The following is a 14,516-nucleotide window of genomic DNA, read 5'->3' on the forward strand; positions in this document are numbered from 1 at the left end:
TCCAACCCCTGGGTCGACAGCCGACACCTCATCAGACGAACGCGTTGTTTTCACGACTCCGGCCAGTTCAGTCGGTAAATATGAAAAACTCCCACGCACCCGCCAGAGGCCACTTACCCTTGCTGCATTCCTGCCCTGGGGGGATTGGGTGACATAACGCCACGTGAGAGCAAGTCACCATGATAGCAGACAGGTTCCACTTGTCCATCGGGAAGCGCCGACCCCTTCAGTCAGGTGCGCATTCGGTCGACATCGCCGCCTGCCGCTTGCCCGACCAGATCCGCCCGCTAGCATATAGACAGCAGGATCGCCGTACCTCAAGCGGCTGATCACGGATCAGGCCGGGCCCTGGCAATAGACAGACCCGGCATCACAGCGACAAGGGATGGATGGCTGAAGACGAATGGCTGACTTAGATGCTGATTTGGTGATTGTGGGCGCTGGCCTGTTCGGTCTGACCGTGGCCCAGCAGGCTGTCGAGCACAGCGGTGCGCGGGTGCGGATCATCGACGTGCGCGATCACATCGGCGGCAACGCCTACTCCTATATGGACGAGGAAACCGGGGCCGAAATCCACAAGTATGGTGCTCATCTCTTCCACACGTCCAACCGCAAGGTCTGGGAGTATGTCAATCGCTTCACCGAATTCACCGACTACACCCACCGGGTCTACACCACCCACAAGGGCGAGGTCTATCCCCTGCCCATCAACCTGGGCACCATCAACCAGTTCTTCCACGCCCACTACACCCCTGAGCAGGCCCGGGAACTGATCCGGGAGCAGGCCGGCGAGCTGGCCGGAACCGATCCGGGCAACCTGAACGATCAGGGGATCAGCCTGATCGGCCGCCCCCTCTATGAGGCCTTCATCAAGAACTACACGGCCAAGCAGTGGCAGACCGACCCCTCCCAGCTGCCTGCCTCCATCATCAAACGGCTTCCGGTGCGATTCAACTACGACAGCCACTACTTCAAGGACACCTGGGAGGGCCTGCCCAAGGATGGCTACACGGCTTGGTTCGAGAGGATGATCGACGACCCACGCATCCAGGTGAGCCTGAAAACCGACTTCTTCGACACCTCCCAGCCCTGGAACCGGGACGCTCTGGTGGGACAGGTCCCCGTGGTCTACACCGGCCCGGTCGACCGCTACTTCGACTACCGTCTGGGCGAGCTCAAGTGGCGGACCGTGGACTTCAAAGAGCGCCGCTACGACGAGGACGACCACTTCGGCTGCCCGGTCATGAATTTCTCCGATCCCGACGTGCCCTACACCCGTGCCATCGAGTTCAAGAACTTCAACCCCGAACGCTACGACCAGCAGAACCACGAGCGCACCGTGGTCTGGGAGGAGTACAGCCGATTCGCCGGCAAGGGCGACGAACCCTACTACCCCATCAACACGAGCGACGACCGCGCCCTCTACACCCAGTACAAGCAGCTGGCCGCCCAGGAGCCGAAGGTGGTCTTCGGCGGCCGCCTGGGCACCTATGCTTACTACGACATGCACCAGGTCATCAACTCGGCCCTGGATGCCTGGGACAAGCGAGTCGCTCCCTTGGCAGGCCCTGCCAAGGACTGAAACCGGAACCTGATTTCCGCCGACCTTCTAACGGCAATCCTTGGAGAGAGCCCAAGGCGAAGAGTCCGGCACGAGTCGAAGTCGGCAAATCCGGAGCCGCCGTTCCAATTAGAATACGAGAAGGCCGACCACTTACGATAAGCGGTCGGCCTTTTCCAGACCAGGAATCTGCCATTCATGCCTCCGGGACAACCGTTGAAGCGACGCCTCAGAAATCGATCAGACAGAATCCGCAGACTCAGGCGTGCCAGACGTCCTTGCCGTTCTCCTTGGCGGTCTTGACATCGGCATCCAGGGCGCTCTCGTCGCCTTCCACCTTGCCGACGATATAATCCTCGACCAGCTGGCGGGCCTCGTTGTCCTCATGCTGGACAGCGGGGGACTTCATAAAGTAGGAGCTGGGTGCCAGCACCGGGCCAGCCAGGTGGCGGTCCAGGGCGATCTTGGCGGCGCGCAGGGCATCAATGACGATGCCCGCTGAGTTAGGAGAATCCCAGACCTCCAGCTTGTACTCCAGATTCAGCGGCACATCACCGAAGGTGGTGCCTTCCAGACGCACGAAGGCGAACTTGCGGTCATCCAGCCAGGCCACATAGTCGGAGGGGCCGATGTGGACGTTGTGGGGATCCATATCGTGAGGAACGATGGAGGTGACTGCGCGCGTCTTGGAAACCTTCTTGGACTCCAGACGAGTACGCTGCAGCATGTTCATGAAGTCCATGTTGCCGCCCACATTCAGCTGGTAGGTGCGGTCCAGACGAACGCCGCGATCCTCGAAGAGACGAGCCATGACCCTGTGGGTAATGGTGGCGCCTACCTGGCTCTTGATGTCGTCACCCACGATGGGCAGGCCTGCATCGCGGAACTTCTGAGCCCACTCGGGGTCGGATGCGATGAAGACGGGCAGGCAGTTGACGAAGGCGCACCCGGCCTCGATGGCGGCGGCAGCATAGGCCTTATCGGCCTGCTCAGAGCCGACGGGCAGGTAGGAGACGAGGACGTCGACCTTCTTGTCGCGCAGAACCTGGGCCACATCCACGGGTTCAGCATCCGACTCGGTGATCATCTTGCGGTAGTACTCGCCCAGCCCGTCGCCGGTCGGCCCACGCAGAACCTCCACGCCCTTATTGGGGACGTCGCAGAACTTGTAGGTGTTGTTTTGCGAGGCGAAGATGGCCTCGCTCAGGTCCTTGCCGACCTTGAGGGAATCCACATCGAAGGCGGTCACGAACTCCACGTCACGAATGCGGTAGCCACCGAAGTTGGCGTGCATGATGCCGGGGATCTTGTCATCGTCCTTGGCGTCCTTGTAATACTCGACTCCCTGTACCAGCGAGGAAGCGCAGTTGCCCACGCCCGCTATAGCTACACGGATGCTCATACAAACTCCTCTGATTTACTGAGTTATTTCCAACCTAAGCATACCTTCTCCCCGTGGATGGCATGATGGAATGGATCCTCATATGCGCCCCCGCTGGCAGAACAGCCCCCCAAGGAAGGCGCAAACGTACGAAAACGATGAACGTTCAGCCCTAGGTCGAACAGTTTTCAGCCCGGCCGGATAGCGTAGTTAGCATGGCCAATCAGACTCGTTCAGTCAGTTCGACCTCACCCGCACGCAGGACCCAGTCCGGAGCGCACGGGGGCAGGAATCGCACTGACAAGCCCGTATCGCGACATGCTGACCAGCACCCTCAGGGTGGCGGACCTCGTCGCGGTCGGGGCCGCAAGTCGCATCGTTTGCTCAAGTGGACCCTGGCCCTGCTGGGACTGGTGCTGGTCGCCGGGGCGGCAGCCTTCGCCTACCTGTATCTGACCACTGAGATCATCCCGCCGGAAAAGCAGGCTCTGGCGCAAAAGACCACCGTCTACTATGCGGATGGCACCACTCCCATCGGGAGCTATGCCAATCAAAACCGGGAGATCATCGACTGCGCGGTCCTGCCCAAGTATGTGGGCAACGCGGTCGTCGCCTCGGAGAACCGCTCCTTCTACAAGGACAACGGCATCGACCTGAAAGGCATTAGCCGGGCGCTGCTCAACAACGTGACCAAAGGCACCCGACAGGGAGGGTCCACCATTACCCAGCAGTATGCCGAGCGCTACTATTTGGGCGAGACCACCTCCTACAAGGGCAAGCTGCGCGAGGCTATTCTCTCCCTAAAGATCTCCAGGACCGAGAGTAAGGACACGGTCCTGTGCAACTATATGAACACCATCTACTTCGGACGCGGCGCTTACGGGATCCAGGCCGCCGCCCAAAACTATTTCGGCAAGGATGCCAAGGATCTGACCATGCCTGAGTCAGCCATGCTGGCCGGCATCATCCCCGCCCCGGCCTCCTGGGATCCGGGGGTCAATCCCAAGCAGGCCGAATCGCGCTTCCGCCGTGTGCTGGCCATTATGGAAGAGGACCATTACATCAGTCATCAGGACCGGGCCAGCGCTCAAATGCCGCAGACCATCAAATACATGCCGCAGAACGTCTACCAAGGGCCCAACGGCTACCTGCTGCGCATGGTCCGCAACGAGCTGTCCTTGGGCAAAAAAGCTCCTTTCACCGCGGACGACCTGGATACAGGCGGCTACCGGATCATCACCACCATTCAAAAGGACAAGCAGGATCTGATGTTCCAGGTAACAAGCCCGTCCACAGGCAACAAGCATCTGCCAGCCACCCTGCAGACCGGAGGGCTCTCGGTAGACCCCAAGACCGGGGCGATCATCTCCTTGTATGCCGGGGACGACTACCTGACCCACCAACTCAACAACGTGGACCAGGCAACCTTCCAGGTGGGTTCGACCATGAAGGCTTATACGCTCTTAGGCGCCATCCAGGATGGGGTAAGCCTGGACACGGTCTTCAACGGCAATTCCCCGCGCACCTTCTCCAGCGTGGGCAAGTCCGTCGCCAACGCCGGGAATGTCAGCTACGGAAACATCAATCTCTATTCGGCCTTCGCCAACTCGGTCAACACGGTCTTCATGGACCTGGGCGAACACGTGACCTCGCACAAGATTGCCCAGATAGCCCACACAGCAGGCATCACCGGGAAGATCGACGATACAACCACCTTCGACACCCTAGGCGTGGACGCCCTCACGGTATATGACGTGACCCAGGGCTACGCCACCTTGGCCAACGGGGGACGACGACCCAAGCTGCACCTAGTAGCTCAGGTGAAGGATGCCAAGGATCAGGAGCTCTATACGGCCACGATCCAGTCGGATCAGGTCTTCAACGCCGAACAGGTGGCCCTGCTGCAGAAGGCCATGACCACTACGGTCCAGCACGGCACTGCATCCTATGCCCGTTCCCTGGGGCGGCCTATCGCCGGCAAGACCGGCACAGCCAATGACCAGACCGCAATCTCTTTCATCGGTTTCACTCCCTCGGTTCTGACCACCTTCGCCATCTGGAACCAGGGGGAGGACGGCAGCGCCCTGAAAGTGCCGGATCGCTATCAGAGCGAGTTCTATACGGTACAACTCTTCACCAAGTACATGAAGTCAGCCCTGGGCAACAGTCCGGTAGAGCGTTTCTCAGACGCTGAGGACCACGGCAGGATCGGTGGCCCCGAAGGCAACTGGGGCACTGGATCCAAAGCGAGCTATCGGAACACGCCCAACCGGGAATACTCATATGAGCCCCAGCAACGCGGCCAGCGCCAGAACAACGGGCGAGGGCAGTCCGGATCCGGCAGCGGTTCAGGTGCTGGCACCGGAGGCGGCACCGAGGGCGATGACAACAGCGGCAACGCTGAGAGCGGAAACGAAGGCAACACTCAGGGCAACTCCGAGAGTGAGCCGTCCCAACAGTAAACCATTGCAAATGACCAGGTCCGATCCGAGCGTAGCCCTGCGTCCGGATCAGACCTGAAGCAATGGTATGGGATCTCCTGCCTTTCAGCCGCGCTGGAAGCGGTTGAGGGCCGAGATGATGGCTTTGAGGGAGCTGGTGGAGATGGACGAATCAATGCCCACGCCCCAAATCACTCGGGACCTTGCCGGTTCACCCACTTGGCATTCCACGTAGGAAGCCGCCAAGGCATCCGTGCCGGCGGTCATGGCATGCTCGGCGTAATCGAGGACCGAGACGGTCTGGTCCAGGGACTTGAGCGCATCCAGGAAGGCCGCGATCGGACCATTCCCACGTCCCTGAACATGGCGGCGCACCTCTGGATCGCCTGGGACAAGCCCTCGGTCCAGCAGGGCGGCATCAAGAACCGTATCAGAGCCGTCCTCGCCGGAGGTGACTGCAACATTCAGCAGCTTGAAGCGTCCCCACTGGTGCAGGGTCTCGTCACGCTGATCAGCCATGGACTCGCCGCCGACCACGCTTCCCCCGGCCTCCACGGGCAGGTACTCGTCCTTGAAGAGCCGCCAGATGTCGGCATCCTTGACCTCGCGCTTAGTCCTATCGGCATAGCCCTGGACCAGCCGTTCGAACTCCACCTGGAGACGCTTGGGCAGGTCCAGATGATGGTTGGATTTGAGCAGGTAGGCCATGCCGCCCTTGCCCGACTGTGAATTGACTCGGATGATGGCCTCATAGCTGCCGCCCACATCCTTGGGGTCAATGGGCAGATAGGGCACCAGCCAGAGGAAGTCGTCGGGGTTGGCGTTGGCGCGCAGAGCCGCCTGCTGCCGGGCATCCAGCCCCTTCTTGATGGCATCCTGGTGGGAGCCGGAGAAGGCAGTAAAGACGAAGTTGCCGACATAGGGGTGCCGCTCGGAGACGGCGATCTGATTGCAGTACTCCACCGTCCGACGAATGCCGGGCATGTCGAAGAAGTCCAGCTGGGGGTCGATTCCCTGGACCAGCAAGTTCAGCCCCACAGTGCAGATGTCGACATTGCCGGTGCGCTCGCCATTGCCCAGCAGGCAGCCCTCCACCCGGTCAGCCCCGGCCAGCAGACTGAGCTCGGTGGCGGCCACGGCCATGCCCTCGTCGTTGTGAGGGTGCAGGGAGAGCACCACCGCATCCCGGTCCTTGAGGTTGGTGGATATGTACTCCACCTCGTCAGCAAAGACGTTGGGGGTGGTCATCTCCACGGTGTTGGGCAGGTTGATGATCATGGGGTGCTCCGGCGTAGGCCGGATCACGTCGATGACCGCGTTGCACACCTCTAGGGAATACTCGGGCTCTGCACCGGAGAAGGACTCAGGCGAGTACTCATAGGAAAGATCAGTGCCACCGGCATCGGCCTCCAGCGAGCGGCAGAGTTCGGCCGCATCCGTGGCCAGCTGTTTGATCCCGGCCTTGTCCTTGTGGAAGACGACCTCCCGTTGCAGGACCGAAACCGAGTTGTAGAAGTGGACCACGGCTCGTTTGGCCCCACGCAGGGCCTCGTAGGTGCGGCGAATCAGGTGCTCGCGAGCCTGGGTCAGGACCACGATGGTCACGTCGTCGGGAATCAGCTCGCGCTCTATCAGGAGGCGGATGAAGTCGTAATCGGTCTCGGATGCCGAGGGAAAGCCCACCTCGATCTCCTTGAAGCCCATGGAGATCAACAGATTCCAGAATCTCAGCTTGCGCTCGGAATCCATGGGATCGACCAGGGCCTGATTGCCGTCGCGAAGATCCACTGAACACCAGCGCGGCGCCCGCTTCAGCGTCTTGCCCGGCCAGGTGCGCTGCGGATAGTCAAAAGGCACCTGCTTGTTGTAGGCCACATACTTGTTGTAAGGCATGGCACTGGGTTTCTGCGGCGAACCCACGAACTTAGGGGGAGGCAGCAGCAGGTCGTTGTTCCCTCCATTGGACGCCGCGGCCTGGGCCGCAAGATCAAACACGGATGCACGATCCTGATCCATCTCTCCTCCTTCTTTCATTCGTCGGAAACCGCAATGCCACCCGGCCATGGGCGTTCAGGCAGGCCGAAACCGTACCGGGGGTGCCATTATCTTACCGGAGGTGAGCAGGGACATGCGGTCCGGGTCCGCATTCCGACGCAGAGCAAGGCGAGCGCACAGGGACTGGCATAATCTGTGGGTTGCCGGACGGTGCAGGCACCAAAGGAGCGCTCACTGCAAAAACTCACTGGAAGAGGGAGACTCCTCGACGTCCCTCGCAGTAGGCGTTGCCCAGCCAGGTGTGACGCGAGTTGGGCCAGACCGAACCAAGACGGGGGGCGTTCTGGCTCATCCAGATACTGGGGACGCGCCCATCGGCGCTGTGGGAGCCCAGCAGATTGAAGCCGTTCTTGATCGCCAGCCAGTCGGGATGCTGCGTGGCGATGGCCAGACCCTCCTCCAAGGTCAGAGGCAGACGATCGTCGGAGTCGATCAGTTTACTGGCCACGTCAGGTTCACGGTTGGTGTAGCAGGTGCCGGTGTGCGGATCCAAGACAATGTAGAAGGGTCCCTCGGGCGGCTCAAACCCGTTCTGAGGCATGAAGCTGGCGATGTCACGCGGAGGCATGGTGGTAAAACCAGCCATGCGATTTATGCTGGTCCGGGCGATCAGCGACTCAGGCGAGACCAGCTCCCGGGTGGGGATGAGCAGGATCTGCTCGCCCAGCTCAGTGGACTCCAGCGCGGAGATCAGGGGCTGGGCCAATGCTCTGAAAGCTGCAGCGCTGATGTCCGCCACATCCGGATAGCCCAGAGCCACGATCCGATCCAGTTGCCGCTTCACTTCTTGGGAAGATCTGGTCATGGCCTCCAGTGTAATTCGAATCTGCCGCGACGAGCACCCGCACCGTTCACATTCGCCTGCCGGAGCGAGGCATCCTAATCGTATTCAGTGTTGGCCGTACACGTGCTGGTAGCGGTCGTTCAGACTGGTCACGTCCTCGTCGGACAGGGGCACGGGCGTGCCGATCTGCTCAGCAGCCCACACCGTACGCGCCACCTCCTCCGTCATCGCTGCCGCCTTTACCGCAGCCTCGGCATCCGCACCGACCGTGAAGGGGCCGTGATTGCGCATGAGCACTGCAGGACAGCCCGGGTGCTCCGCCAGGGTTTCGACAACCCCACGACCTATCTGGTCCGAACCGATCAAGGCGAAGGGACCCACCGGCACCGGACCGCCGAACTCATCGCCCATCATCGTCAAAACGCATGGAATTGACCGGCCTACTGCCGCAAAGGCCGTCGCGAAAGTCGAATGCGTATGCACCACGCCGAACACATCAGGCATATGCCGGTAGATGTAGGCATGTGAAAACACATCCGAGGAGGGGGCGGCGGATCCGTCCACCACATGCCCCTCCAGATCCGTGACCACCATTGATTCCGGCGTCAACTGCTCATAGCGCACCCCTGATGGCTTGATCACCAGCAAGTCGGCCGAATGCAGACGCTGCGAAACATTGCCAGCCGTCCACACCACCAGACCCCACTTGATCAGCTGCGCATGCAGGGCAGCAACATGCGCGCGGACCAGACCTACTTCGACACGTACCTCATCAGAAAAATCAGCCAAGGACGTCATAAGAACCACCACCATCTCCAATATGGGGCCGACCCTTCCTGCGAAAAGCCGGCCCGGTTTGATTACCTGCACATGCAGACCATGCTGCGCACCCTCACAGGCTTTCCAGATCCTTGCCCTTGGTCTCCTGGGCAAAGAGGTATATGACGGCGCCAATGACCAGGCAGACACCGAAGAAAGTGAATGCCGTGGTGACAACGCCAATGTTGATGTGCTGGGAGACATAGTCGCCGCCGACCAGGAGCCCCATGAATATTGGGCCTACTATCTTGGCCGTGGCGCCAATGCCATATCCCAGTCCCAGTCCGGTAGAGCGGACATCGTTGGGGAACTGCTCGCCGCCGAAGGCGTTGAGAATGCCGAAGACACCGTCGGCGAAAGTCATGATGACCAGAACGGCAATGTAGAACTGCCAGCCTGAATTATGGAAGAAGGCCGCGTAAAAGCATCCCAAGGCCCCGATGATGCCGAAGGAGAACATAGTCCAGCGCCGACCGATGACATCAGCCAGCCAGGCAGAGCCGAATCTGCCTATGCAGTCGGCCACGGAGACGCCCATGAACAGGTAGGCCACCATTTGCGTTGAAAAACCGAAGGCATCCTTCATCAGCGTCTGACCCCAGGATTGGATGGCGAAGGAACCCAGAATAAAGCAGAAGGATCCGACCGAAATGATGGCCAACGGCTTTAAATGCTTGGACAAAAGCAGACGATAGCTGGCCTTCTGCTCCTGCTCGACCTGCGGCAGGGCACCGACCTGGTTCGCGGGAAGCTCAAGAGCCCATGCCAAGGCCTTGCGGGCATCGTCGTCACGACCCACGCTCTGATAGAAACGGGGCGACTCGGGCACCGTCGCCAACCAGAGCAGAAGGAGGACGGGGATAACGCCTAGGGCCACCAGCAAGCGCCAATTGTCGCCGATCAGACTCTGCGAGACGGATCCCAGAAGCAGACCCATGGGGATGAAGACCGAAGCCAGGCCGGAAAGCATGCCGCGCTGCTTGGCAGGCACGAATTCCTGGACGTAAGGGATGGAGATGATGTTCAGGCCGCCTACGCCGATGCCCACGCCGATGCGCAGGATGGCCAGCAGAATCCAGGCACCGTCAGGCAGGAAGATCGACAGAGCCGTGAAGACCACAAAGCAGAGAACACACCACTGGAAGGCATGCCTGCGGCCGAAGCGATCAGCCAAACGCCCCCAGAGAATGGATCCGATGACTGTGCCCAGCCCCGAGCAGGCCAGGATGATTCCAGCGGAGATCCCGGTCAGGTGCCAGGCCGAGGTCAGGAGGGAGACCACGAAACCGATCAGGAACATATCGAAGAACTCGGATATGTTGCCGGCTATGGCCAGACCGATGATGCTTTTTTGATGTCCGGTCAGGGGACGAGCGTCTATCTGCTCGTAAGCGGTCAGCGCCTCCCCGGCCTGCGTGACATGTGTATCACTCATAATGGGTGCTTTTCTTTCTCGAATGATCATGATGATGGCGGCCCGACCCCGGTATGGGTCTGGCCTGAGGATCCAGGCCGTCTTCTCCCTCTTTGGAGAAAGCTGCAGCGAACCCGGATCGTGAAGGAGCGATCAGCGATTGATGTCCCCGCCCAGCGGAATATCCAGTTCCTGAGCACGGATACGGGTCAGATCGCCCATATGCGTCAGTGCATACTCGGCGGCCCGCTGTCCCCACCTGACACCGCACTCCACATCATCGGAGAGGAAGCCGTGGAGAGTGGCGGCCACGAAGGAATCTCCGGCGCCGGGGCGGTCCACCACCGGAACCGTTGTGGTGACGTACTTCCTGATCCCCTTGGAAGTCCTCAGATAAGGACCATCCAGGTGATTGGTGGAAACGATGTACTCATTGCCGAAGCGCTGGTAGAGCTGTTCGCAGACCTCCTCTCCGGTCCCTTCGATTCCGAAGACGCTTTTGGCGTCCCTGATGGAGCAGAAGAGCATGCGGGCCTTATGAGCAATAGGCTCCAGAACCCTTCTGGCCTGATCTCCCGTCCAGAGCTTGCTGCGGAAGTTCACGTCAAGGGCGATATCGATCCCCCGCTTTTCTGCCTGTTCGGCTGCGTAGGTCACCACCTGGGCCGTGGTATCGGTCAGGGCCGCCGTGATGCCGGTCAGAAAAAGCAGACGGGTATCCAGCATCCGGTCCCAGTCATAGTCTTCGATCCCCGTCGATCTGAAGGGGGTGTATTCGCGGTCGTAGATGACATTTGCCGGCATGGGGGGCTCGCCCGGCTCCATGAAGTAGAGAGCGATTCGGCTGGCTGGCTTGCGAACCATGGTGCTTAGATCAACGCCCACGGATCTGTACTCGCTCAGGACGTATTCGCCCAAGTCCCCCTCCGGCAGCGAGGAGGTCCACAGGGTCCTGCGCTGAAGCTGAGCCAAGACTCCAGCTACGTTGGCCTCGGAACAGGCGGGGTTCATCAGGACCGACCTTGCATTCATCAGCCGCTCCCCCCTCCTGACCGTGAGCCTGATCTGCCCCTCTCCTATGGTCGAAAGGTCATATGCATGTTCTGCCATCACTTGCTCCTTGTCTACACGGTCGTTTTTCCAGCATGGACCACGACGTCCGTTTCAGTCCGTATTACGACCTCTTGCGTTCAGACTCGCACCGATCGGATCGACCCCTTTAGGGACGACTGCTGGCACCATAGCCTCCCTGCCGATGCCAATGGGGTGGAGGACCGGCACAGCCCACCCCGGTTCACAGCCGTGACGGCACCAGCCTTGGGGCCCTTACGGCTGTGACCTCTGCCTCAGTCTCTAGGGCCAAGCACCTCCATGCCAGCCCCTCGCAGCCAGGTTTCCACTTTCTCTTTTGCATTCATGACGATCTGATCGGCCTGGTCCGAATCATCATTCCACATCTCCAGCATGATCCGCCCCGACCAGGACTGCCGGGCCAGCTCGGCGAAAGCCGTGGGAAAGTCGGCGCAGCCCTCTCCCATGATGATGCGGCGCGGCTGTCCCGGTAGCACATCCTTGACGTGGATTGCCAGCATTCTGCCAGCCCCTGCCCTGAGCTCAGACACGGCATCCAGCTCCTGCTCGTAAAGATTGCCGATATCCGGGTACATGCTCAACCAGGAGGACCCGATCTGATCGCAGATGGACAGACCCTTGGCAATGGAGGTGATGTCATTGCCATCCACATTCTCTATGCCCAGCATGATGCCGGCCTGCGCCGCATACTCAGCCGCCTTGGCCAGAACCTCCACATACCTGGCGCGCTGGTCAGGATCAGGGTCCTCGTAGTAGGCGTAGTAACCGGCTACCTGGATCAGTGGAATGCCTGCCTCATGAGCCAGATCGATCGCCTTGAGGAAGATTTCGTAGGCCCGACGGCGGATAGTCGGATCGGCCGAGCCTGGGCCGACCTTGCGGTGGCAGCTCAGACAAATCCCTCCGACCTGGACGCCCTGGCGGTCTGCAGCCTGGCGGAGCGCGTAAGCCTGGGCGGCCGTCCAGTCCAGACGGGCCATCCGCTTGTCGCTCTCGTCGATGGACAGATCCATGAAGGTGAATCCATCGGCCGCCGCCTGGGATATGAATGCATCCCAGTCATCCGGTTCGGCGGGAGACCTCAGCGCCTTCTCATAGATGCCCAGGGTGATGCTGCCACTCATTGCGGCCACACCCTGCCAATGGTCTCCCGCAGTTCAGTGGCGGCGGCCAGGGGGTCATCAGCCTTGACAATGCCGCGACCCGAGATCACCACTCCGACGGGGACTCCTTGGAAGAAGGGCAGATCCTTGGCTGTGACTCCGCCGGTCACAGTGACCTTGAAGCCCATCTGATGCAGCTCAAGGATGCGGTTTTTGTCATCCTCCCCCCAGGTCAGCTTTCCGGCCGCTTCAGCATCGCGAGAACGGTGGACGATGACCTGAGTAGCTCCAAGTCGCCGCCATTCGTTCGCCTGTTCGGGATCGTAGGTCTCGCCAAGCTCAATCTGGACCTCGCCGCCAAACTCTTGGGCCACCTTCACCACCTGCTCGACGGTGGTCATGCTGGCACCGGCGACCACCGAGACCCAGCTGGCACCCGCCTCGAAGCAGGCGCGGGAGATGACCGCACCGGCCTCTGCGATCCTGACATCCGCCAGGATGGTCTTATTGGGATAGAGGGCGCGGATCTCACGCACGGCCCTGAGTCCCTCGGCAATGATCAGGACGGTTCCGCACTCGATGACATCGATCTGGCTGATAGCCGCGTTCAAGGGCTTCAGGGCCGATGGCATATCAAAGGTGTCCAGAGCGATCTGGAGTTGGGGACGTTCCAGAGTCTTGTCTGCCGCCATTGCGCTCATGCCTCCTTACGGAAGGAGAAGAAGTTGTGGGCGTTGCGGATGAGCAGCTTGTCCACATAGTCGGGATCAAAGCCTTCGGCGATCATGCGGGGGCCATCCACTGCAGGGTTGTAGTCCACGCCGCTCACAGAGCCGTAGACCTTCTGGTAGGAGCGCTTGCCCGAGTCCGTGCCCAGGAGGATACGGTCCTCATAGCCATCTTTCTTGAAAGCCTTGAGCTCCATCATTCTGTTGGAATCGGGCTGATACTTGATCCTGTTGGTGCCGTCGATCTCCAGGTAAACGCCCAGATCCAGGATCTCCTCCAAGTAGTAGACATCAGCATTGCGCTGGATGTGACCGATGGCGATCTGGTCGGCTGGAACCCCCAGTCCGATCAGGGTCTGAGCCTGTTCCAGGCCGCAGGTTCCATAGGTGGTGTGCGTGTTGATGGGAGCGCCGGTTTCGATGGCCGCCTTGGCAGCAGCCTCCATGCACTTATGCTCGAAGGGCGTGATCTCTCCGTAGGCAGTGCCGATCTTGATGACGCCCGCCTTATAGGGGCTGCGATCCACCAGGGGACCGGTGTAGTCGTTGCGATCTATGCCCTCGCGGATATCAGCGATGACCAGGTCGGCGATCTGATCCACGCTGTAGCGGTTGATCCAGTGTGACTGAGTCTCCAGGTAGACATGCTCCCGATGGAAGCCGGTGGCCCCTATGATCTGCAGATTCTCCACCGAGCGTGCCACCTCAGCCAGCTTCTCGATGTCGCGGCCGCAGTTGATGGGGCACATATCGACCACGGTGCCGCCCTGCTTGCTCCACTTCAGAGAGGCATTGGCGAAATAGCCGGCCTCGGTCTCTGCCTTCTCGACTGAATCCAGTTGATGGTCCTTGTCCAAGTAGACCTCACCAGCACCCACTCGGATCAGATGGTCGTGGCTGTTGACTACGCCAAGCGTGCTCGGATCGACATCTCCCAAAATCGTTCGTGCGAATGCCATATGAACTCCTTTGTTGTTGTGCTCTGCGACTTCGCGGCACCGGTCTTCAGGCTCTTCCTGCCAGTGCCTTTGACAGAGGACAGCCTATGTGAGTGATCAAAAAACAACAAGGATATCGATGAACATATGTACTTAACCCGTGAATCGAGATATATATAAATTCCAATATTGCGCATAGA

General features: G+C 60.2%; 11 protein-coding genes and 1 other RNA gene. 2 read left to right on the forward strand and 10 right to left on the reverse strand.

From position 1 onward, the window contains the following. Window positions 1–82 precede the first annotated feature (82 nt). Window positions 83–173, reverse strand: an RNA gene (gene ffs / locus ACUIAD_RS02075) — signal recognition particle sRNA small type. A gap of 230 nt (window positions 174–403) precedes the next feature. Here ffs and glf point away from each other — a divergent pair. Beyond that, on the forward strand, window positions 404–1,582 hold the full coding sequence (gene glf / locus ACUIAD_RS02080; RefSeq protein WP_110452734.1) for a UDP-galactopyranose mutase: 1,179 nt from the start codon (window positions 404–406) through the stop codon (window positions 1,580–1,582). A gap of 238 nt (window positions 1,583–1,820) precedes the next feature. On the opposite strand, the gene ACUIAD_RS02085 is transcribed toward glf, so the two are convergent. Beyond that, window positions 1,821–2,963: an inositol-3-phosphate synthase gene (locus ACUIAD_RS02085; protein ID WP_110452735.1), complete on the reverse strand. Its 1,143-nt coding sequence runs from the start codon at window positions 2,961–2,963 to the stop codon at window positions 1,821–1,823. 194 nt (window positions 2,964–3,157) lie between these two features. Between ACUIAD_RS02085 and ACUIAD_RS02090 the strand changes: the two genes are divergently transcribed. Next, window positions 3,158–5,404 (forward strand): transglycosylase domain-containing protein, encoded by a 2,247-nt coding sequence (locus tag ACUIAD_RS02090; protein ID WP_110452736.1) that lies wholly within the window; start codon window positions 3,158–3,160, stop codon window positions 5,402–5,404. A gap of 84 nt (window positions 5,405–5,488) precedes the next feature. Here the strand turns inward: ACUIAD_RS02090 and leuA are convergent, their stop codons facing one another. From leuA to ACUIAD_RS02130, 8 genes are all read right to left on the reverse strand, one after another. Next, the gene (gene leuA / locus ACUIAD_RS02095) at window positions 5,489–7,399 is read right to left on the reverse strand and encodes a 2-isopropylmalate synthase (protein WP_445343537.1); all 1,911 of its coding nucleotides are present in this window, start codon (window positions 7,397–7,399) and stop codon (window positions 5,489–5,491) included. Window positions 7,400–7,622: 223 nt separating this feature from the next. Beyond that, entirely contained in the window at window positions 7,623–8,243 is a 621-nt protein-coding gene (locus ACUIAD_RS02100) for a DUF5701 family protein (protein ID WP_110452738.1), read from the reverse strand. 84 nt (window positions 8,244–8,327) lie between these two features. Then, window positions 8,328–9,020 carry an L-ribulose-5-phosphate 4-epimerase gene (locus ACUIAD_RS02105; protein ID WP_445343538.1) on the reverse strand — a complete coding sequence of 231 codons (693 nt, stop codon included), beginning with the start codon at window positions 9,018–9,020 and terminating at the stop codon, window positions 8,328–8,330. A 94-nt stretch (window positions 9,021–9,114) separates the two neighbouring features. Continuing rightward, the gene (locus ACUIAD_RS02110; protein WP_445343539.1) at window positions 9,115–10,506 is read right to left on the reverse strand and encodes an MFS transporter; all 1,392 of its coding nucleotides are present in this window, start codon (window positions 10,504–10,506) and stop codon (window positions 9,115–9,117) included. Between the two features lie 102 nt (window positions 10,507–10,608). Then, entirely contained in the window at window positions 10,609–11,565 is a 957-nt protein-coding gene (locus ACUIAD_RS02115) for a sugar kinase (RefSeq protein WP_445343540.1), read from the reverse strand. Between the two features lie 236 nt (window positions 11,566–11,801). After that, a complete protein-coding gene (locus tag ACUIAD_RS02120) occupies window positions 11,802–12,671 on the reverse strand; it encodes an L-ribulose-5-phosphate 3-epimerase (RefSeq protein WP_445343541.1) in 870 nt (289 codons plus the stop codon). Continuing rightward, entirely contained in the window at window positions 12,668–13,351 is a 684-nt protein-coding gene (locus tag ACUIAD_RS02125) for a 3-dehydro-L-gulonate-6-phosphate decarboxylase (protein WP_445343542.1), read from the reverse strand. Before ACUIAD_RS02125 ends, ACUIAD_RS02120 begins: the two co-directional genes overlap by 4 nt. Beyond that, window positions 13,348–14,337 carry a phosphotriesterase family protein gene (locus tag ACUIAD_RS02130; protein WP_445343543.1) on the reverse strand — a complete coding sequence of 330 codons (990 nt, stop codon included), beginning with the start codon at window positions 14,335–14,337 and terminating at the stop codon, window positions 13,348–13,350. Before ACUIAD_RS02130 ends, ACUIAD_RS02125 begins: the two co-directional genes overlap by 4 nt. Window positions 14,338–14,516: the final 179 nt, after the last annotated feature.

It is taken from the genome of Bifidobacterium sp. ESL0819, assembly GCF_052606245.1.